We start from the raw sequence: 19,451 nt of genomic DNA, 5'->3' as shown, positions 1-19,451 counted from the left end.
GCATGAGGTGGCGCCGCGTGCATTTTCGCGAGTTCCGGCCGGTGGGGGAACGGCCGGGCGGCCCCGGCATTCCGCGCGCTCCCCCCTTCACGTACGGGAGAATGCGTAGTGCTGGGGGCCATGGTGCAACGGGATTGTAGGTGAAGTACGGTTGCATTGAACTCCCGGTAACAGGGAGCGGCCCTGCTGTCCACCGGGAGCCCGCCGGGCCCGGGGCGAGCGGCGCGTCCGTCAGGAGCCGTGGGTGCAGCGCTTCCCGTGCTCACAGGCGGGCCCGTGGACATGGGCCTGGGGAAGCACGAGGAGCGGGACGGGCGCACCGGGCCCGGCGTGCCCGTGCGTGCAGCCAGGACCGTGGACGTGGGCCCGGGAAGTCAGGACAAGGGATGGACGTGTCCCAGGTGTGGGATGGGCATGGCCGGGGCCGTGGCCGCACGCGGGCCCGTGCACGTGCAACTGGGAGAGCGTGTCGCCGGTGGGGACGGCGCCCTCGCCGGAGTCCGCGCCGGGCAGCAGCTGCGTGAGGAAGCCGCGCGGGCCCTGCCGCAAGAGCGAGGCGAGGAAGAGCGCCCCCAGCAGCACCAGCCCCGCCCACTCCCACGGGCCCTCGTGCTCCGCGTGCCGCGGGACGTGGGCGAGTCCCGTCTGCGCGGGGAGGAGCGCGTTGAGCGCCAGGCCGAGGGCCACGGACGTGACGGCCACCGACGCGCCGAAGGCCAGCGTCACCTTGCGCCCATGCAGCCGGGCCATCACCGCGAAGGTGGTGACGTTGGTGGCGGGGCCGGTGATGAGGAAGGCGAGCGCGGCGCCCGGAGACAGGCCCTTGTGCAGCAGCACCGCCACCAGCGGCGTGGCCCCCGAGGCGCACACGAAGCTGGGCACGCCCAGCAGCGCGAAGAGGGGCACGTCCAGGCCCGGCGGCAGGCGCGAGAGCCACTCGGCCGCCAGCAGCGGCTCCACCAGGGCCGCCATGCCCAGGCCCACGAGAATCCACGGGGCCGTGTGGTCCACCGACTCGACGAGCCCCTCGCGCAGCCCGTGGGCCAGCCGCTGGCGCAGGGGCGGGGGGGGGCCCGCCGCCGCCGGGGACGTCATGGCGGCCACCTGGGAGGCGGGAATCAACCGGCTCACGAGGACGCCGGAGAGCACGGCCACGGTGAAGGCGCCGCCCAGGCGCGCCAGCGTGAGGGGCCAGCCAATCAGCGGCACCGAGACGAGGAAGGCGCTCACGCCGAGCTCCGGCGCGGCCACCAGGAAGGACAGCGCGGCGGCGAGGGGGACGCCCTTGCGGATGAGGCCGCGGTACACGGGCAGCACCCCGCACGAGCACAGCGCGAGGGGCAGGCCCACCACGGTGCCGCGCAGGGCCTGCGACAGCGAGGCGCCCCGCTTGAGCCAGGCCAGCGAGGCCTCGCCGAGGAAGGCCTGGAGGACACCGGTGAGGACGTAGGCGGCCAGCAGCGCGGGCGCCGTCTCCAGCGACAGGTGGAGGAAGGTGGTGCCCGCGCCGAGCTCTCCGGGCTGCGCGCCCAGCACCGGGTGCGCGTGCGAGACGAGCACCAGCAGCGCCACGGCCGCGACGGCCCCCAGCCCCGCGGCGAGCCGCTGCCCGGGCTCCTGCGCGCCGCCCGCGCGTCCCCGGAAGAGGGCCGGGAGGAAGGCGCCCGCGCTGAAGGACTGGACGAGCGCGGCCGCCTGGAGCGGCCCGGGCTCGAGCACCAGGCCCCCCCAACCCAGGCCCGCGCCTCCGACGAGCGCCACGGCCCCCAGCAGCGCGCTCGCGCCTGGCGTGCCCACCACCGGGCGGACGAGCCACCACAGGCCCAGGCCCAGCGGCAACCGGTGCAGCACCACCGCGGCCAGGGCGAGCGAGCCACTCCCGGCGCCGTGCAGGGACAGCGCCCGCCCCTCCAGCGCCGCGTGCACCGCCAGCCCCACCACCGCCAGCACCGGCCCGGCCGTCGCGGGCAGCCGCCGCCCCAGCGCCAGCGCCAGGCCCAGGCCCACCCCCGCGGCGCCCAGCGCTCCCATCCCCGCCAGCGCCAGGCCGTGCGGGAGGATGTGCACCAGCACCATGCCGCCCAGCGCCACGAGGACGAGCCCCTCCAGCGCCGCCGTGGCCGTCCGCCTTCCCCTCACACACCACTCCACCAGGGGGGCCAACACCCACGCCGCCAGACTCAGGGGAAGCGTCATCGGGATATCCTCGCAATTCGGGACAGAGCCGCGACACTAACTCCCCGCCGTTGTATCTGCAATACGATGGCAATGGGGCCGGCGGCGGGGAGGCCGGGCTCAGGGGCTCCGGGGGAGCGCCACCGGGCAGCAGTCCCGGCAGCGGCGGCGGTTGAGCCCGTGCGCCACCACCAGGGTGGTGCCGCCCGCCAGCGTCATCGCCGTCTCGGCCACGCCCTCGGGGAGCACCGTCTGGGCGAGCCCCAGCAGGGCCAGTCCCGCGGTGCCCAGGGCGAGCACGCGCCAGTCCCGGTGTTGGCGGAAGCCCGGCACGAAGCTGACCCCGCCGAGGACGGCCGCCAGCGGCAGCACGGCGAGGTGGAGGGGGGCCTCCTCCAGCGACTGGCTCAGCACCGCGGGCAGCGCGCCCAACGCCAGCGGCAGCAGCGCGCAGTGGGCCATGCACAGCACCGACAGCGCCTGGCCCCACGCATCCCAGCGTCCGGCCCGGAGGGCGCCCTCGTCCACTCGTGCCAGTGTCTCGCGCATCATGGGTCCGGGTTCTTAGATGAGGGTGAAGGGCCGCGGCAACCGTGCTGCTCGCGCCTCCACGAATCAGATGTATCCCCGTTACAAAAGCAAAACAGGAAATCTCATCCCGGGATTCGTGGGGAGGCCCGCTTTCCCGAGCGGAAAAGCGCGGGCTCCGTTGCGTGGAAGATGTTCGTACCGGGCGAGTGCCGGTAGCTTCACTCCAGGTCCGGCCCGCTGGGGGGACCAGGAACGTCACACCACCTGAAGGGAAGAACAGCCATGAGCCACGGTACCCACCACCACGCCTCGCACGATCACCAGCACTCCACCGGCTGCGGCCACAAGGCCGTGCAGCACGGTGACCACGTGGACTACCTGCACGAGGGCCACCTGCACCGCGCGGAGGGCCCGCGGTACAACGAGTGCCGCATCGAGGCGAACACGGCGAACCCCGCGCAGTGCACGCCGGCGCACGCCTGCGCCGACCACGCGAAGGACCACCAGCACGGGGCCCAGTGCGGCCACGAGGCGGTGCCGCACGGCGACCACGTGGACTACCTGGTGGGCGGCCACCTGCACCACCCGCACGGCACGCACTGCGACGACCACGGCGCCCTGCGCGTGGTGGCCTGAGCCGCCGCTTCCCCGCGGAAGGGCGGAACCCCCCGCTCCCCGGGCGCCCCCATCAAGGGGCCTGTCCTAAAATCGTTGCATGTCCTAGCGTCCGCTTGTGACGAGTCCCGGGGCGCCGCACGCTCCGGGCTCCAGCCTGCGTGGAGGGCGGGACGTGTCAAGGGTGCTCGTAATCGAGGACGATGCGGACTTGCGGACCATCCTCTGCGAGCTGCTCTCGCTGTCCGGCGCGCAGGCGTGTGTGAGCGCCGGCTCGCTGGAGGAGGTCCAGCGCAAGCGCGTCGAGGCGCTCGGGTGCGGGCTGGCCCTGCTGGACATCAACCTCGGAGCGGGGGTGCCCAGCGGGCTGGATGCGTACCGCTGGTTGAAGGAGAACGGCTTCACCGGGCGGACCGTCTTCCTCACCGGCCACGCCCGCTCCCACCCGCTGGTGCGCGAGGCCCTGGAGCTGACGAACGCCCAGGTCGTCTCCAAGCCCATCGAGTCGAATGTCCTCCTGGCGCTGGTGAAGGGCGGTTCCCATGGGACCGGAACGCTCTAGGCTGCGCGCGCTCGGGGTGGTGGAGGAGGAACTGCTCGGCCGGGGCTGGCGGGGCGCCTTCTTCGGCAACCTCCTGGTCGCCTTCACGGAGCTGGCCTACGTCTTCATCGACTACCGGGTGTTCCGTGGCGCCCTCCTGCTGCCGGTGCTGCGCGCGCTGCATGTGCTCTGGGTCCTGGGGGTGCTGGGGCTCCTGTTCGCGCGCCGGCGCCGCCTCACCCCGGCGCTGATCAACGGCGGCTTCGTGGGCGGGGTGCTGCCCTTCCTGCCCATCTTCGCCCTGGCCGAGTCCTTCATGACCGGCTCGGGGCTCATCTGGGTGCCCATGACGGGCCACCGGCTGGTGATGTTGGCCATTGGCGTGCTCGCCCCCACCGGGCTGTGGCTGGGAGGAGGGCTGATCGCCGCCTTCGCCCTGGAGGCGGGGGTGCTCTGGTTCGCGCTGGGGCTCGGGAGCCACCCGGGGGTGCGCTCGCCGTGGGAGCCCTGGGTCACCCTCATCTACGGGGGCGTGGCGCTGACCATGCTGGCCTACCGGGTGCGCAGCCACACCATCGAGCTGAAGCTGCGGGAGGTGCGCGCCGAGGCCGAGGCCCTGGAGCGGCTGGCCCGGCTCTTCCTCGCGGTGCGCGACGCCACCAACACCCCGCTGCAGACGCTGGAGCTGAGCATCGCCCTGCTGCGCCAGCGCAGTCCCGAGAGCGAGCCCACCCTCGCCGCCATGGAGCGGGCCGTGCACCGGATACGCTCCCTCACCCAGCGCCTGGGCAGCGTGGATCCGCTGCTGGTGTGGCGCGAGGGCGATGAGTCCTTCGACGCCGATGCCATGCTGCGTCACCTGGAGGAGGACTTGGCGCGGGAGCTCGAGCGGCGGCGTCATTGAGCCGCCCCTTGTCAACCCCGCCACCCATCCCCACTTTTCCGCTCGGCACCCACACGAAAGGGACATCCGATGCCGGAGAAACAGACCCTCCAACGCGCGCGTCAGGCGAAGCGCACGGGCAAGAAGCCCACGACGCAGGCCAGTGAGTTCGTCCGCGAGGAGATGCACCACATGAAGGAGGGCAAGCACGGGCCCGAGTCCCGCCAGCAGGCCATCGCCATCGGCCTCTCCAAGGCGCGCCGGGCCGGTGTGGACCTGAAGCCTCCCTCCGCCGGCCAGGCCTCGCGCAAGACGCGCCAGAGCGCCCGGAGCGCGTACCGCCTGGGACAGGAGGAGGGGGAGCTGAGCGGCACGAAGACCTCCCGCCGCTCCACCACCGGACGCGAGCGCGCCACCGCGCGCAAGAGCACCCCGGCACGCAAGCGCACCACCACCCGGGGCACCAAGACGGGAGGCCGCACCGCCGCCGCGGGCCGCACCGGCCGCGCGAAGACGGCCTCGCGCAAGGGCACCGCCCGCAAGGGTTCGTCCACGTCCCGGAGCCGCTCCTCCTCTCGCACGACGAAGTAGCCGCGTGCGCCTCCGGCGGTGAGCCCACGGGCCGGCCCTCCTTTTCCCGGGGCGCCGGTTCTGCTTTCGTGGCGCTCGCCCCCCATGGCCCGCTCCCCGCGACGCACGACGCCTCCCGCCCCCCCCGTGTCTCCCGCTCCGGGCTCGCGCCTGGACGCACCGCGGGCCCGGATGCCGGCGTGGGCGCTCGTCCTCGCCGTGGCGCTCGGGGTGCGCCTGGCGTACCTGCTCACCGCGCACGGGCCCGCCTTCGACGCGCCGCGGCTCGAGGCCGGACGCGCGAGGCGCTCCAGGCCTACGAGTCGTTGCTGCGCTGGTACCCGCGCGAGGCCCTGCTTCGAGAGCGGCTGGCTCTCTTGCAGGGCACCGCGCGGGACGGCGGGCCCTGAGGGCCTGGCGGGGCACTCTTCGGGGCGGGCCCGCCGTCCCCCACCAGCTTCATTCGCGAAGGCAGGGCACGCATCGCCCCCGGGTGCGTGAACGGGCGGGGAGGGGCTCGGCCGCCTGCCCGCGGGTGTTCCGCTGACCGATTGGGTTCTCCCCGGCCGCGTTCCTAGCTTGCCTGGAGGTGCGCGCAGGAGGCGGATGATGCTGTGTGAGAACTGCCGGGCGAGGCCCGCGGTGGTGTTCTTCAAGCAGCAGTCGGGCGAGGGGCGGGAGGACACCCTGGGCCTGTGCAACCACTGCGCGAGTGCCATGAACGTGGAGCCGGGTTCCCTGCCCTCCGGCTCGTTGGAGAGCCTGTTCGCGCAGATGATGGGGCCGCGCGCGCGGCGGGAGAACATCCTCGCGCAGATGTCGGAGCTGGCGCAGCAGGTGCTGGAGCACGCGGCGCGGCTGACGCTGGAGTGGGGTTATGAGCGCATCCGCACCGAGCACCTGTTGCTGGCGCTCATCCACAAGGTCCCGGACATCCGCGTGGCGCTGGAGATGGAGGGGACGGACGTGGCCGAGTACGAGGCCCGGCTGGAGCATGTGATGGAGCGCCGGGCGCCCCGCCGCGCCGAGGGGGTGGGGTTGTCCTCGGGGATGAAGCGCGTGCTGCAACTGGCCCGGCTCCAGGCGGCGCAGATGGGGCACACCTTCATCGGCCCCGAGCACCTGCTGCTGGCCCTCATGGCCGAGGGCGAGAGCTTCGCCGCCCAGTTCCTCTCCGACATCGACGCGGACGAGCTGCGGCAGTTGTTGAAGGCGCCCGCGGTGCCGGCCAGCGCCGCGAGTGGACGGGGCACGGACGCGCTTCCACCGAACCTCACCCGCTTCACGCGGGACCTCACCGCGCTGGCGAAGGCGGGCGAGTTGGATCCCATCATCGGCCGCGAGAAGGAGATCGCCCGCTGCATCCGCATCCTCAGCCGCAAGACGAAGAACAACCCGGTGCTCATCGGCGAGCCGGGCGTGGGCAAGACGGCCATCGCCGAGGGCCTGGCCCAGCGGATTGTGTCGGGCGAGGTGCCCGATGTGCTCAAGGACAAGAAGGTGCTCTCGCTGGACCTGGCGAGCGTCATCGGCGGCTCGAAGTTCCGCGGTGAGTTCGAGGAGCGCTTCAAGGGGCTGATGGACGAGATTCGCGCCCTCAAGGGCAAGGTCATCCTCTTCATCGACGAGGTGCACACCCTCGTCGGGGCGGGGGCGGGCGAGGGCTCGATGGATGCGGCCAACATGCTCAAGCCCTCCCTGGCGCGGGGCGAGCTCCAGTGCCTGGGCGCCACCACGCTCGACGAGCACCGCAAGCACATCGAGAAGGACGCCGCCCTGGAGCGCCGCTTCCAGCCGGTGATGGTGGCCGAGCCCACCCCCGAGCAGGCCATTGAAATCCTCCGGGGCCTGCGCGACTCGTACGAGGCCCACCACCGGGTGAAGATCACCGACGCCGCGCTCACCGCCGCGGTGGAGCTCTCCGACAAGTACATCAGCGACCGCTTCCTGCCGGACAAGGCGATCGATCTGCTCGACGAGGCGGCGGCGATGGTGCGGCTGGGAGCGCACACCGAGCCGGGCCGGATGAAGGTGCTGGAGGAGCGGCTGGCGCAGAAGGAGAAGGACAAGGAAGCCGCGGTGGCGGGCGAGCGCTACGAGGAGGCCTCGCGGCTGAAGGGCGAGCTGGAGGCGCTGCGCGCGGAGGTGGACGGGCTGCGCACGCAGTGGCAGCAGGCCCGGGGCCTGGCCGAGCCCATCGTCCCGCCGGAGGCGATCGCCACGGTGGTGAGTGAGTGGACGGGGATTCCGGCGAAGAAGCTGCAACAGGAGGAGTCGCAGCGGCTGCTGGAGATGGAGCAGTCATTGCGCCAGCGCGTGGTGGGCCAGGAGGAGGCCCTGCGCGCCATCTCCGAGGCGGTGCGCCGGGCCCGCGCGGGGCTGAAGGATCCGGGGCGGCCCATCGGCTCGTTCATCTTCCTGGGGCCCACGGGGGTGGGAAAGACGGAGACGGCACGGGCGCTCGCCGATTACCTGTTCAACGACGAGAGCGCGATGCTGCGCTTCGACATGTCCGAGTACATGGAGCGGCACACGGTGAGCCGGCTCGTGGGCGCGCCTCCGGGGTACGTGGGCTACGAGGAGGCCGGCCGCCTCACCGAGTCCGTGCGGCGGCGGCCCTACTCGGTGCTGCTCTTCGATGAGATCGAGAAGGCCCACCCGGATGTCTTCAACCTGCTGTTGCAGATATTGGACGACGGGCGGCTCACCGATTCACACGGGCGCACGGTGGACTTCAAGAACACCGTCATCCTCATGACGTCCAACCTGGGGGCCGAGCAGCTGGGTCTGCGAAAGGGAGCGCTGGGATTCCAGCGGCCCTCGGAGGGCGGGGTGAGCCTGGAGGACGAGCGCGTGGCCTCGACGGTGATGGACGCGCTGCGCCAGCACTTCCGGCCGGAGTTCCTCAACCGCATCGATGAGATCATCGTCTTCCACGCGCTGGACCGCGAGCAGCTCAACCGCATCGTGGACGCGATGCTGGCGTCCACGCGGCGCAAGCTGCACGGGCAGAACATCCTGTTGGAAGTGCGGGAGGCGGCGAAGGACGAGCTGGCACGGCGCGGGTTCGACCCGAAGTTCGGTGCCCGGCCGCTGAGGAGGGTCATCCAGCGAGAGCTGGAGACGGAGCTCAGCCGGATGCTGCTGCGAGGGGCCGTGCACGAGGGAGACCGGCTGGTCGTGGACTTCGTGGACGGGCGGTTCACCTTCGGAATCGAGGGACGGGCCGCCGTGCAGGAAGCACCGGTGCACTGAGCCCCCATTTCCCCCCATTTCCTCCAGTGCCCCCAATTTCCCCTCTCCCGGAGGGAGAGGGACTGGAGGCTCAAGCGTGGACCTCTTCGTGCCGTCCACCCCGGGGCCGCTCTTCTCTCACCATGGCCTTCCGTGTGTCCCGCCTGCGCGCGCGCACGCTCACCCCCACCGAGATACCGATACACGTCACGATGATGGCCACCGAGACCAGCGGGGTGACGTGGACCCAATCGGACAGGATCATCTTCAATCCGGCGAAGGCGAGCACGGCGGCCAGTCCCCAGTGCAGGTAGCGCAGCTCGTGCACCGTCTTGGCCAGGGCGATGTACAGCGCGCGCAACCCGAGAATGGCGAAGACGTTGGACGTGTAGACGACGAACAGATTGTGGCTCACGGACAGCGCCGCCGGCACCGAGTCGATGGCGAAGGCCACATCGGACAGCTCGATGGCGATCAGCGCGATGAGGAGGGGAGTGGCCTGCCACTTGCCGTCCACGTGCTTGAAGAACTGCTTGCCCTCGTACTCCGAGGTCACGGGCAGGCGCTTCTCGAGCCAGGCCACCACCTTGTTGTTGCCCGAGGACTCCTCGGAGGGATGGCGGCGGGCCACGCGCCAGGCCGCGACGAGCAGGATGGCACCGAAGATGTAGACCACCCAGTGCCAGCGGGTGAGGGCCTCCAGGCCCAGGAAGATGAACAGGCCCCGGAACACGAGGGCGCCGAAGATGCCCCAGAAGAGCACGCCCCGCTGTTTGTTCTCCGGCACGCTCAGGCTGGCGAAGATGACGAGGAAGACGAACAGGTTGTCCAGGCTGAGGCTCTTCTCGATGAGATAGGCGCCCAGGTACTCCTGGGCGGTGGTGCCTCCGTGCCTGGCCCAGACGAAGAGGCCGAAGGCCAGGCCCACGGCGATCCACATGGCACTCCAGAGATAGGCCGCCTTCTTCGTCTCCCCGCGCTTGGACCGATGGGCCAGCAGGTCGACGAGGATCATCGCCACCACGATGACTCCGAAGATGCCCCACTCCCAGGGGGCGATCCGCTCCGGATTCATGGGCGGACCTCCGGCGGGCGGGGACCCGTGTTGGCCAGGCTGCCGGATGGATGAGCCATGCACACCTCCCGGCCCCGAGCACGGGGCCGTGTGGGGAAGCTGACAATGCAGGGCCCCAGCAACAACCAGGGTTCCTCCCGTTTTGTCATCCCGTGTGCGCTTCCTCCGCGCGGAGGCCGCACACCGTGCGACGAGCATGGCGCCTGTTCGCCCGCCCTCTCTACAGTTCGTGGCTGCCTTCGCCGCCCCCCGGAGCATCCTATGGATGGAGCCGCAACGACGCCGTACCAGTCCTGGTTGGAGTCCTTCGCCTCCGCGCGGGAGGGCATGGCCGGCACCATCCACGTGCGGCGCGGCGAGGTCCTGGAGCTGGTGGCCGCGCACAACATCCCGCCGCCGGTGGTGGAAGCCGTGCGCACGGTGCCTCGCGGCAAGGGGATGGCGGGCCTCGCCCTGTCCACCCGCGAGCCGGTGCAGACCTGCAACCTCCAGACGGACGAGAGCGGCCGCGTGCATCCAGGGGCTCGCCGGGTGCCCGTGCGCGCGTCGGTGGCCCTGCCGGTGTTCGACGCGGCCGGAGAGGTGCGCGCGGTGGTGGGCATCGCCTTCCTCCACGAGGGAGACCTGCCCGCGGAGACGATGCGAGCCCTGATGGCCGCCGCGGCTGGACTGCCGCCCGGCGGCCCGTGACTCCCGCCCCAGCGGCTTCCGTCAGCGACAGGTCCATCACCCGCGAGTAGAAGGTCAGCTCGAAGGAAACTCGCGGGTCGAGTGCGAACAGCTGAGGATGCGACATGTGCCACCGTCCTGAGCCCATACCCGTCGCCGCGCACCACCCACGCAGGCGCGGACATTGCCAGCCGGTGGGCTTCGTACTCGTCATGCTCCTCGCTGGAGCTTCTGCCGCGGCTCCGCCGGAAGCCCGGGATGTCTCCAGCCTCCTCGACTGCCGAGGCACGGACGGTCCCGTGGAGCGGGGCTACAAGGTCCCCGGACGCAACCCCGACTCACAGATGCCTTGGGAGTTCTTCCTCGGCAATGCGTCGCATCGGCTCATCGCGTACATGTACAAGGTTCGCTACCCTACCCGGAGGACCTTCCACAACAAAGAGACCCTCCTGAATGTCATTCGCACGGAGCGGCTCGGAGATTGGACTCTTCTCTCCGAGGCCGAGCGCAAGCTGCGTCCCGACATCATGGACCTGACGATGTGGAGCGTCTTCGAGATCAAACCCTGCCATGAGCGAGGTCTCCAGGAGGGTCTCCAGCAGGTGGGCGCGTACCTCGCGACGCTGAACCGGATTGCGACGCCAGCGGCACGGTTCTCCGGGGGAAGGGATTTCCAGGGGGAAGTCCTCGTCCAGTTCGATCGAGGGGTGCACATCTGGCGGTTGGAGTGGAGAACCACCACGCCCGGTGTCACCTTGTATCGTTGGACCAGGAGCCGGGAGCGTCTCGACTCCGTTACCGCGGCGTATCAAGCGCAGCAGTGGCTCGAGATTTCCGGAGAGGAGTTGAAGCAGTATGGAGGATGGGTGGGTCAGGCCGTGGAAGACATGGTGGAGCGGCGCGAACGGCTCGCCAGCTTCAGCGGCGCCGTCGGAGTCGCCATCGATTTCATCGGGACAGCGGCCGTGCTGATCTTCTCCTCGACCTCCTCGGGGAGTGGAGCGTCATCCCCAAGGGCTGGTCAGCCAACCCAGGCCCCCCCATCTCCAGGTGGCAAGGTGCTCCCCTTTCCCAGCAAGCCTCCCCCCAGCGCCACTCCGGTGCGGCCGGCCGCTGGTGGCATGTAGTGGGTTTGCCCGCATGCAACTTCCTTCCTTCCTGCACGGTTCACGGAGCGAGACCCAGCGCAAGGCCGCGGCCGAGGGGCGTCGCTGTGCCCGGCAGTACCTGAAGAGTGGCTCCTTCACGCTGCCGCGAGAGAGGGTCGAGCTCGCGCCCGGTGACGTGGTGAGCCTCCATGGCGGCTCGGACTTCCAGCAGCACCTTCCGGCGTGGCGTCTGTACCAGCTCTCGGACGTGGAGATGAGTCTGTGCGAGGCCCTGGAGCATGGCGACTGGAGACAGGCGGAGGAGCACTACGAGGTGTTCTTCCGCGAGACCGCCTGGGGCGCGCTGTACTACGCCACCGCCGAGAAGCCCCCCGAGAGCGCCGAACGCACCTCCCTGCGCATCCAGGCGGTGCTGCGCTCGTGGGCGACGCTGGAGACGGCGCGCTACCACTACAAGGAGCCCGGCGTCGTTCTGGACCTGAGTGGGCTCCTGGGCCGTGCCCTGGACTGGGTCCTGGAGGGCTGGTGTCCCGAAGGGGGAGACTCCGTGCGCACCCGCCTGGAAGTCGCGGCTGCTCGCATGGCCAACGCCAACCGCGAGGACTGCGAGGAGGTCATTCTCAGGTGCCTGCCGCGGGTCTTCCCGTTCGCGGAACAGCTCCAGCACCCGGAGACCGTGACCGACATCGCCTTCTGGCGTGAGCGGCTCCCCACTCTCGACGCCGAATCCTTCGAGCGTATCTCCGCGGCGTCCCCCATCCGCGTGACGCAGTTGCTGTATCAGTGGGACAGGCTGCTCTCGGAGCCCTGATGGCCGCCGCGGCTGGACTGCCGCCCGGCGGCTCGTGACTCCCGCTTCCTAGCGGCGCGGACCCTCGGGGAGGGCCGGCTCGAGCGCCACCGGCTCCAGCGGCTCCGCCAGCTTCAGGCCCATCACCTGCGAGTAGAAGGCCAGCTCGGCCTCCAGCGCCTTCTTCGTGTCCGTGGTGATGCGCGGGCCATACGGCTCGCCGTCCACCGGCAGCATCGCCGTCGCCACCCCGTTGGCGCGCAGCTTGCCCATCATCTCCTCCGTCTCCCGCTGCGTCGTCTGCCCATCCAGCCTCGCCTGGATGAAGAGCACCGGGCTGCGCTTGATGTTGTCCAGGTGCAGGCACGGCGAGCGGTCCTGCAACAGCTGCCGCGACTCCGGCTGCGGCCCCAGCACCTGGTCCATGTAGTGCGCCTCGAACTTCTCCGCGTGCTCCACCAGCGTCTCCAGGTTCGCCACCGCGCTGGCGCTCGTGCCGCAGCGCAGGATGTCCCGGAACGCCAGCAGCGACAGCGTCGTGTACCCGCCCGTGCCTCCGCCTCGCGCCACCAGCCGCCGCGCGTCCACCTTGCCCTCCTGCACCAGCCGCAGCGCCGCGTTGGCACAGTCATCCACGTCCATCACGCCCCAGTTGCCATACAGCGACAGCCGGTACTCGCGCCCATACCCCGTGCTGCCCCGGTAGTTCACGTCCACCACCGCGAAGCCCCGGCTCGTGAAGTACTGGATGCTCCAATCCAGCTTCGTCGACGCCGAGGCCGTGGGGCCTCCGTGGCTCATGATGAGCAGCGGCGGCTTCTCGCCCGCGGGCGCCACGTGGTCCGGATTCGTGGGCGGGTAGTACCAGGCATGCGCCTCGCCCAGCTCCGTGGTGGGGAAGTGCAGCGGCTCGCAGCGCGACAGGTAGGGCACCAGCTCCTCGGGCATCCGCGTGGACGCCTTGAGCACCTGCGGCCTGCCCGACTCCATGTCCAGCCGCACCACGCTCGCCGGCTGCTCCGGCCCTCCGCCCACGAAGTACGCCGTGGCGAAGCCTCCGCGCACCTGCGACACGTCCGTGAACGGCGTGGCCAGCTCCGCGAACTGCCCCAGCACCACGTCCAGCCGCCCCAGCTTCCACTGGCCCTGCTCGTTGAAGGCACACACCACGTGCCTCGGCGAGATGAAGGCATACGTGGACATGCCCAGCTGCCACTGCGCCGCGCCGAACTCCGCCTTGCGCTCCAGCACCGGCACCACGCTGCGCCCCTGCAACCGGTACAGGTTCCACCAGTTGTTCCGGTCGCTCACGAAGTACAGCTCGCCCTGCGGGCTCCACTCGGGCTGGAAGATGGACTCCGTGGTGCCGCCCGCCACCAGCCTCGGGTGGTGCGGCACGCCCAGCTCGTCCACGTCCGCCACCCACAGCTCGCACCCGTCCCACGGCATGCACGGGTAGTCCCACGCCAGCCACGCCATGCGCCGGCCATTGGGGCTCAGCGTGGGCGAGGAGTAGAAGTCCCGCCCCTCCGCCAGCACCGTCTGCCTCTGCCCATCCAGGTCCACCGCCACCAGCGCGGCCTTCGGATGCCCGTCCTTGAGGTTGCGCCAGTCCTCGCGCACGCACACCACCCGGTTGCGCGTCCGGTCCATCACCAGGTCCCCGAAGCGGTGCTTGCCGCCCGTGTCCGCCGTGAGCGGCACCGGCGTGCGGCCCGGATTCACCCGGTACAGCCGTTGATCCACGTGCAGCCCGGTGCTCGCGTGGTTGACGAAGATGACCAGCCCCTCGGACACCGCGAACGAGCCGCCGCCATGCCCGTACACCAGGCTCTGCGAGCTGTAGGCCACCCGGCCCTCTCCCGCCGGGGGCAGCACGTCCGTGAGCGCCCCGTCCACCGAGCGCCGGACGATGGCGTGCCGTCCCCGCTCGCTGGGGCGCACCTCCAGCCAGTACACGTCATCGCCATCCACGGCCACCTCGCCCAGCGACAACGTCTGGGGGGCGATCATGCCGGCGGTGATGGGGGACTTCCATGAGCCGTAGGGAGCCTCCCGACTTGCGAGCGTCATGAGCAGGCCTTTCCGTGGGTACGCGTGAGGAGAACGGCCCTGTTTCTACCACCCCGGCCCAACGGGCCGTGCCGGGGGGGCGGAGCCGTTTGCGTGGGGAAGTGTCGCATTTCGCGCACCCGGCGTCGATCACCGCCCCCCCCGGGCCCGGCCGCCCGGGCCGGAAAGTTCCGCCCAGAGCCCCCCGGGGCCGCGCGGGACTACGGGCGCACGTTGTCGCGAATCCACTGGAGGTACGGCGCGTGGCCGTCCGCCACGTCCAGCCGCAGCACCTCCGGGCACTGGTAGGGGTGCATCTGCACCACGCGCTCGCGCAGGGCCTCGAAGTGCGTGGCGCGCGTCTTGAGGAGGAGCAGCGCCTCCGGCTCATCGTGCACCTTCCCCTCCCAGCGGTAGATGGAGCGCAGGCCGGGCACCACGTTGCCGCAGGCCGCCAGTCCCTCCTCCACCAGCACGCGGGCGAGCTCCGCCGCCTTGTCGGCCGTGGGCGCGGTCACCATGACGAGGATGGCATCGGTCATGGGTGCACTCATACCTGGAGCTGGCGCGCTCGGGCCAACTGCCCCCTGACCAGCTGGCACCCTGAGGCGGTGCGGGCTCGAGTGGTAGACGTCTACCACTCGGGTGTGTTGGTGTGTTGAAATATACCCCTTCAATGGTAGACGTCTACCATTGGCAAGGGTGAGGAAGGCTCGGGCCCTGGGCTCTCGTCGGGAGCAGGTGGGCGACGACGGCCCCCGGGGACGGCAAGCCCGGCCCGTGCCGTCCGGCTATGCTCCGGCGGCCGTGGCCGTGAGACGGGAGAAGCTCCGGGAGGAGTGCACATGACGCCGCCGAAGAGGCACCTGGGCCCGAAGCCGGGGCGGCCCGGCAAGGCTCCGCCCCTGCCCATTTCCGGCGAGGCCTTCCAGCTCGTCCCCCACGGGGCGGCGCTGGCCGTCGTCCAGGCCGGGCCCGGCCAGCGCGAGGACGCCTGTGGCGACGTGCTCACCCGGGCCCAGCTCGAGCAGGCGCTGTGCAACCACTGCATCCCCACGGTGCCGGCCTCGGCGCTCTCGGGCTACCTCTCCAGCCTGCACGCGCTGCCCGCCTTCGACAGACATGCCCCGGGCCCCTTCTCCCGGGAGCTGGGCACCAGCACGCTCTCGCGCGGCGACTGGCGCGGCACCCTCGGCGAACTGTCGGCCCGGCACGCCGGCATGCTTCCCCAGCAGGACCTCAACGCCGTGCGCTACAACCACCCCATCTTCGACCTGCGCGACGCCCGGGGACGGCTCAAGTCGGTGAAGACGAGCGTGCGCGCGGCGGACAGCCGGGGGGACGCGTTCGAGACGTACCTGAGCGGACTGAGGGACATGGTGGGCCTGCGGCCTGGCACCTGGGAGCGGGCGCGGGCGGCCTTGTACCCGCAGGTTCCGGCGGCCGAGGGCCGGACGCTGATGCTGCGCCATGGCTACCTGCTGGTGAACGAGGACCATGTGGAGCCGTTCCGGGCCGTGCTGCGGGACCCGGCCACCTACCGCAAGCAGTCCTACCGGGAGGTGGCGGACAAGCTGCTGGAGCTGGAGCCGGTGCGCATCGGCGGCACGGTGTACCGTGCCTACCAGAACCTGGAGAACACGCGCCGGGGCACGACGACTTCGCCCGAGGTGCGGCGGGAGGTGGAGGCCGCGCTCTGGGCCGTGAGGGAGAAGCTGGCCAGCCGCGTGCAGGGCAATGGCCTCACCAGTCCCCATCTGGTGCAACTCGAGCGCTTCCGGCGGCAGGTGGCCGTGGCCAACCCGCACATGACGGCCGCGGAAATCGAGCGCTGGGTCTTCCCCGAGTTGCTGCTGGTGGCGCGCCATGGGGGAGGCGTGCGCGGCAACGCCGTGGCCGCGGGTATCACGGGCGCGCGTGGCGCGGCGGGGGGCGCCGTGGTTTCCGTGGCTTGTGAAGGTGGTTGGCTTCTCTATGAAATATTCAATGATCAAGAGCCCGCCGTCGCACCAAGACTCGGGAAGGCCGCCGCGGCGGGTGGAGTGTCAGGCTTGGTAGGTGGAGCCACCCAGAATCTCGTGACGGCCAACGCAGGCAGTACCGTGTCGCATCAACTCGTCAGACGGGGCGTCAACGTCCATCTGTCGGCAGGTACGGGTCGAGCAGTGGGTGGTTTCGCTGGAGGAGCGCTGGCCGCACCGGTCTTCGCCATCGCCTCACTCGCGTTCGATGACGAGGAGCACGGTCGTACAGACTATGTCGCGACAGGCACGCGGGCCTTTGTTTCTGGCAGTCTGAGTTCCGCTGTTGCGGCGGGTGTGGTGGGAGCCATCTGGGGCTCGGAGGTCCCCCTGCTGGGAAACGTCGTGGGATTCATCATCGGCTTTGGCGGGTATTATCTCGTGGACGCGCTGACCGGCGAGCAGGTGGAGCAGGGCGTCCGACGCAACCTCGACGGCCCGTGAGTGGGTAGACGCAGAGAGGAGGGTGACATGTGAGGAAGACCACCGTGAAGAACCCCTTCCCCCTGTGGCTGCTGGGCTTGCTGGCGTGGCTGTTCATCTTTGCGGCTACGTCGGGTGCTCTTCTCTACCGGAGTGTCAGCAGGGGTCGTTCGGGAAGGATAGACTGGCCGGGCCTGGCGTTGATTGCGATGGGACCCGCCGGATTGGTGGTGATGATCGTCCAGCGCATCCGTGCGGAGCCGACACCCGAGGAGCGGGCGGCGTTCTGGGCCATCTTCCACGCGGAACCGGGGACCATTGGCGCGGTGATGGTGACGCGCAATGGCGTGCCCGAGGTGATTGCCACCGTGCGCAGCACCGAGGAGTACCTGAAGCTGGCGGGCTCGGGCCAACTGCCCCCTGACCACCGCGTCTACCTGCCCAACGACATCATCTGAGCACCGTGCGCCGTGGCGAGGGCCGCCGGCTACGGGAACGTCACCCCGTCGAAGAACTCCGCCGTGCCGCTCTCCTGGCTCCACAGCTTCAGCGTGAAGGTTCCGCGCGCCGCCTCCTCCGTCAGCTCCACCTCCACCAGGACCTGGAGCTTCTTGCCTGGCGCAATGGGCTCCAGCGGCCACACGCCCAGCACCTTCCACTCCTCTCCGTTCTTCCCCACCAGCACCGCTCCGGCAGGAGTCCAGGGCGTGCTCCCGTGGTTGCGTAGTTGCTGCTCCACGGCCAGCCGCACCACCTTGTGCCCGTTCTCCAGGCGTGGGGTGTCGGCGCGGTAGCTGCGGGCCTCCGTGGACTCGAGGGTGTTGCCCCGGCGCGAGGTGACGCTCTTCATGAGGTTCTTGCTGACGATGCCGCCCGCTCCCAGCAGCCCCTGGGCGCGCAGGCCCAGCAGTCCCCGCTGCCCGCCGCACTCCGCCTCCAGGCGCGCCTTGTCCTCCCGGCACTGTTGCACTTCCGCCCGCGCCTGCCCCTCGCCCTCCCGGTAGGACTCGAGCGAGCGCGGCTGGCGCGTCACCTCCACCTGCCGCGCGGCCTCGGAGGGGTGCACCACCAGGGTGAAGCGGACACTCACCGGGGCCGCGCCGTCCTGGAAGTACACCGTCAGCGGCACGCGCTCCCCCTCTCCCAGTGCCACCGTGGGCACGAGCGCCAGGCCCGTCTCGCCCTGCATCACCCGGAACCACTCCCGCCTGGCCAACTCCACCCGCGCCAGCTTCGCGTCGAAGAAGAAGCTGGTGGAGAGCCCCGGGTGGACGCACACCGCGAGTGCCTCGCCGGGAGTGTCCGCGCTCAGCTCCAGGTGGCGCGAGCCCGCCTCACAGTCAAAGGAGGTGGTGGGAGTGGGGGACTCCAGGGGCGCGGCGAGCAGCACGAGCCGCAGCAGGGCGGCGGCGGAGAGCACGGGCATGGGGCGGGCACCTCACGAGGACGAAACCGGAGGGGTGGGGCTCTACCACACCTCCTGCCCGGTCGTGTCCGTCCCACTTCGCGGATGCCCCCTACTTGAAACGGTCCACCACCCGCAGCCGCACGACGGGGTCCACCATCATCCTCCCCGGCCCGCTGCCGGGCTGGAACTCCAGGCCGACGTTGCCATCCGTATCCATCAACTCCATGCACACCGGGTACACCACGCCCAGGGGCGTGCGCGCCTCGGTGAAGCGGCCGTACACCCGCCCCTCGTGGACGTAGAGCGTCCCGGAGACGCGGGTCTGGTCCGGCAGCGCCACCTTGTCGCCCCGGCCCCACGTGTCCCTGTTCGTCTCCCAGTCACCCGCCACGCGCAGGGAGGCGGCCTCGGACACCTCCACGGACCTGCCGCGCACGGCGCTCCAGTCCATGCTGAAGAATTCCCCGAGGCGCAGGCCGAGCGTGGCCGTCATGGTCTCCACGGCTCCCGCGGGACACGCCCGCGGCGGCGGCGGCGGGCGCTCGGACGGCACCTGCTGCGAGGCACCCAGGCAGGCCTGGAGGGCGGCGCCGGTGAGGCCCAGGCACGCGGTGCGCACGGCGGCCTTGCGGCGCGGGGGAGCGGTTTCCGGCGGAGCACCGGGTGTCTTCAGGGGTTGCTGTTGCATGGGGGCACTGTCCTTTCGGGGCGCCTCGGAACGAGGCGCGGCCACGGCCCGCACAGGGTGCGGCGCGGGCGCTCCGGGTGCCACTTCCTGGCGGGAGCCGAGCCACCAGGCCCCCAGCACCACGGCCAACCCCACCCCCAGTGCCGCCAGCCCCCGGCCCCGGCGCCCCCACGGCTTCACCCGGGGCCGCGGCCCGGGGCGCGGCACCTGCGTCCAGTCCACATCCGTGCGCGCCCTCAACTCCTCCAGCGCCTCGCACAACGCCACGGCGCCCGGGTAGCGCGCCTCGGGCGTCTTGGCCAGCAGCCGCAGGCACACCGCCTCCACCGCCCGGGGCACGCGCGGGTTGAGCACGTGCGGCGGCAGGGGCGCCCGGTGCAGCACCGCCTCCACGTCCTCGCCCCCATGCTCGGCCGGCAGGAAGGGGAAGCGCCCCGTCAGCACCCGGTAGAGCACCACCCCCAGCGCGTACAGGTCATCTCCCGGCCCCGCCCGGTAGTGCGCGCCCGGCTCGCCCGCGTGGGCCCGGCCATACGCCCACGCCTCCGGCGCCCGGTAGGGCAGCGTGCCCGGAGGAAACATCCCCTTCGTCAGCGTGGGGCAGGCCGGGTGCCAGGCCACCCCGAAGTCCACCAGCACCGCCTCGCCCGTCTTCTGGCGCACCAGG

17 protein-coding genes are annotated in these 19,451 nt (G+C 71.0%); 10 read left to right on the top strand and 7 right to left on the bottom strand.

Going from position 1 to position 19,451, the window contains the following annotated elements; translation table 11 throughout:
• Positions 1-231 precede the first annotated feature (231 nt).
• On the bottom strand, positions 232-2,196 hold the full coding sequence (locus tag VFZ09_RS28650) for a permease (protein ID WP_329730870.1): 1,965 nt from the start codon (positions 2,194-2,196) through the stop codon (positions 232-234).
• A gap of 99 nt (positions 2,197-2,295) precedes the next feature.
• A complete protein-coding gene (locus tag VFZ09_RS28645; protein WP_329730869.1) occupies positions 2,296-2,727 on the bottom strand; it encodes a MerC domain-containing protein in 432 nt (143 codons plus the stop codon).
• A gap of 261 nt (positions 2,728-2,988) precedes the next feature.
• On the opposite strand from VFZ09_RS28645, the gene VFZ09_RS28640 reads away from it, so the two are divergent.
• The 5 genes from VFZ09_RS28640 to VFZ09_RS28620 all read left to right on the top strand — a co-directional run bounded on the left by VFZ09_RS28640 (position 2,989) and on the right by VFZ09_RS28620 (position 8,570).
• Complete coding sequence (locus VFZ09_RS28640; protein WP_329730868.1) at positions 2,989-3,342, top strand: hypothetical protein; 354 nt, start codon at positions 2,989-2,991, stop codon at positions 3,340-3,342.
• Between the two features lie 154 nt (positions 3,343-3,496).
• Positions 3,497-3,883, top strand: a complete 387-nt coding sequence (locus VFZ09_RS28635) for a response regulator (RefSeq protein ID WP_329730867.1) — start codon at positions 3,497-3,499, stop codon at positions 3,881-3,883.
• Positions 3,864-4,766, top strand: coding sequence for a hypothetical protein (locus VFZ09_RS28630; protein WP_329730866.1), 903 nt, complete (start codon positions 3,864-3,866; stop codon positions 4,764-4,766). Before VFZ09_RS28635 ends, VFZ09_RS28630 begins: the two co-directional genes overlap by 20 nt.
• 69 nt (positions 4,767-4,835) lie before the next feature.
• Positions 4,836-5,336, top strand: a complete 501-nt coding sequence (locus VFZ09_RS28625) for a DUF6496 domain-containing protein (RefSeq protein WP_329730865.1) — start codon at positions 4,836-4,838, stop codon at positions 5,334-5,336.
• Positions 5,337-5,924: 588 nt separating this feature from the next.
• On the top strand, positions 5,925-8,570 hold the full coding sequence (locus VFZ09_RS28620; protein ID WP_414640756.1) for an ATP-dependent Clp protease ATP-binding subunit: 2,646 nt from the start codon (positions 5,925-5,927) through the stop codon (positions 8,568-8,570).
• A gap of 70 nt (positions 8,571-8,640) precedes the next feature.
• Here the strand turns inward: VFZ09_RS28620 and VFZ09_RS28615 are convergent, their stop codons facing one another.
• The gene (locus tag VFZ09_RS28615) at positions 8,641-9,624 is read right to left on the bottom strand and encodes a TerC/Alx family metal homeostasis membrane protein (protein WP_329730863.1); all 984 of its coding nucleotides are present in this window, start codon (positions 9,622-9,624) and stop codon (positions 8,641-8,643) included.
• A gap of 261 nt (positions 9,625-9,885) precedes the next feature.
• On the opposite strand from VFZ09_RS28615, the gene VFZ09_RS28610 reads away from it, so the two are divergent.
• The 3 genes from VFZ09_RS28610 (at position 9,886) to VFZ09_RS28600 (ending at position 12,213) form a co-directional block, all read left to right on the top strand.
• Positions 9,886-10,314 carry a GAF domain-containing protein gene (locus tag VFZ09_RS28610; RefSeq protein WP_329730862.1) on the top strand — a complete coding sequence of 143 codons (429 nt, stop codon included), beginning with the start codon at positions 9,886-9,888 and terminating at the stop codon, positions 10,312-10,314.
• 191 nt (positions 10,315-10,505) lie between these two features.
• Complete coding sequence (locus tag VFZ09_RS28605; protein WP_329730861.1) at positions 10,506-11,420, top strand: hypothetical protein; 915 nt, start codon at positions 10,506-10,508, stop codon at positions 11,418-11,420.
• Positions 11,421-11,433: 13 nt separating this feature from the next.
• Complete coding sequence (locus VFZ09_RS28600; protein ID WP_329730860.1) at positions 11,434-12,213, top strand: hypothetical protein; 780 nt, start codon at positions 11,434-11,436, stop codon at positions 12,211-12,213.
• Between the two features lie 48 nt (positions 12,214-12,261).
• Here the strand turns inward: VFZ09_RS28600 and VFZ09_RS28595 are convergent, their stop codons facing one another.
• Both VFZ09_RS28595 and cutA read right to left on the bottom strand, forming a co-directional pair.
• Entirely contained in the window at positions 12,262-14,265 is a 2,004-nt protein-coding gene (locus VFZ09_RS28595; protein ID WP_329730859.1) for a S9 family peptidase, read from the bottom strand.
• Positions 14,266-14,465: 200 nt separating this feature from the next.
• Positions 14,466-14,786 carry a divalent-cation tolerance protein CutA gene (gene cutA, locus VFZ09_RS28590; RefSeq protein ID WP_329730858.1) on the bottom strand — a complete coding sequence of 107 codons (321 nt, stop codon included), beginning with the start codon at positions 14,784-14,786 and terminating at the stop codon, positions 14,466-14,468.
• Between the two features lie 303 nt (positions 14,787-15,089).
• On the opposite strand from cutA, the gene VFZ09_RS28585 reads away from it, so the two are divergent.
• A complete protein-coding gene (locus VFZ09_RS28585; RefSeq protein ID WP_329730857.1) occupies positions 15,090-16,709 on the top strand; it encodes a hypothetical protein in 1,620 nt (539 codons plus the stop codon).
• A gap of 44 nt (positions 16,710-16,753) precedes the next feature.
• On the top strand, positions 16,754-17,146 hold the full coding sequence (locus VFZ09_RS28580) for a hypothetical protein (RefSeq protein WP_329730856.1): 393 nt from the start codon (positions 16,754-16,756) through the stop codon (positions 17,144-17,146).
• A gap of 29 nt (positions 17,147-17,175) precedes the next feature.
• On the opposite strand, the gene VFZ09_RS28575 is transcribed toward VFZ09_RS28580, so the two are convergent.
• A complete protein-coding gene (locus VFZ09_RS28575; RefSeq protein ID WP_329730855.1) occupies positions 17,176-18,114 on the bottom strand; it encodes a DUF2381 family protein in 939 nt (312 codons plus the stop codon).
• Positions 18,115-18,205: 91 nt separating this feature from the next.
• A partial coding sequence (locus VFZ09_RS28570; protein WP_414640755.1) for a serine/threonine protein kinase occupies positions 18,206-19,451 on the bottom strand: 1,246 nt, incomplete at its 5' end.

The sequence above is a fragment of the Archangium sp. genome, from assembly GCF_036277355.1.
In the GTDB taxonomy this organism is placed as follows: Bacteria; Myxococcota; Myxococcia; order Myxococcales; family Myxococcaceae; genus Archangium.
The sequence above is the reverse complement of the archived record's forward strand: the minus strand, read 5'-3'. Positions and strand labels throughout refer to the sequence as shown.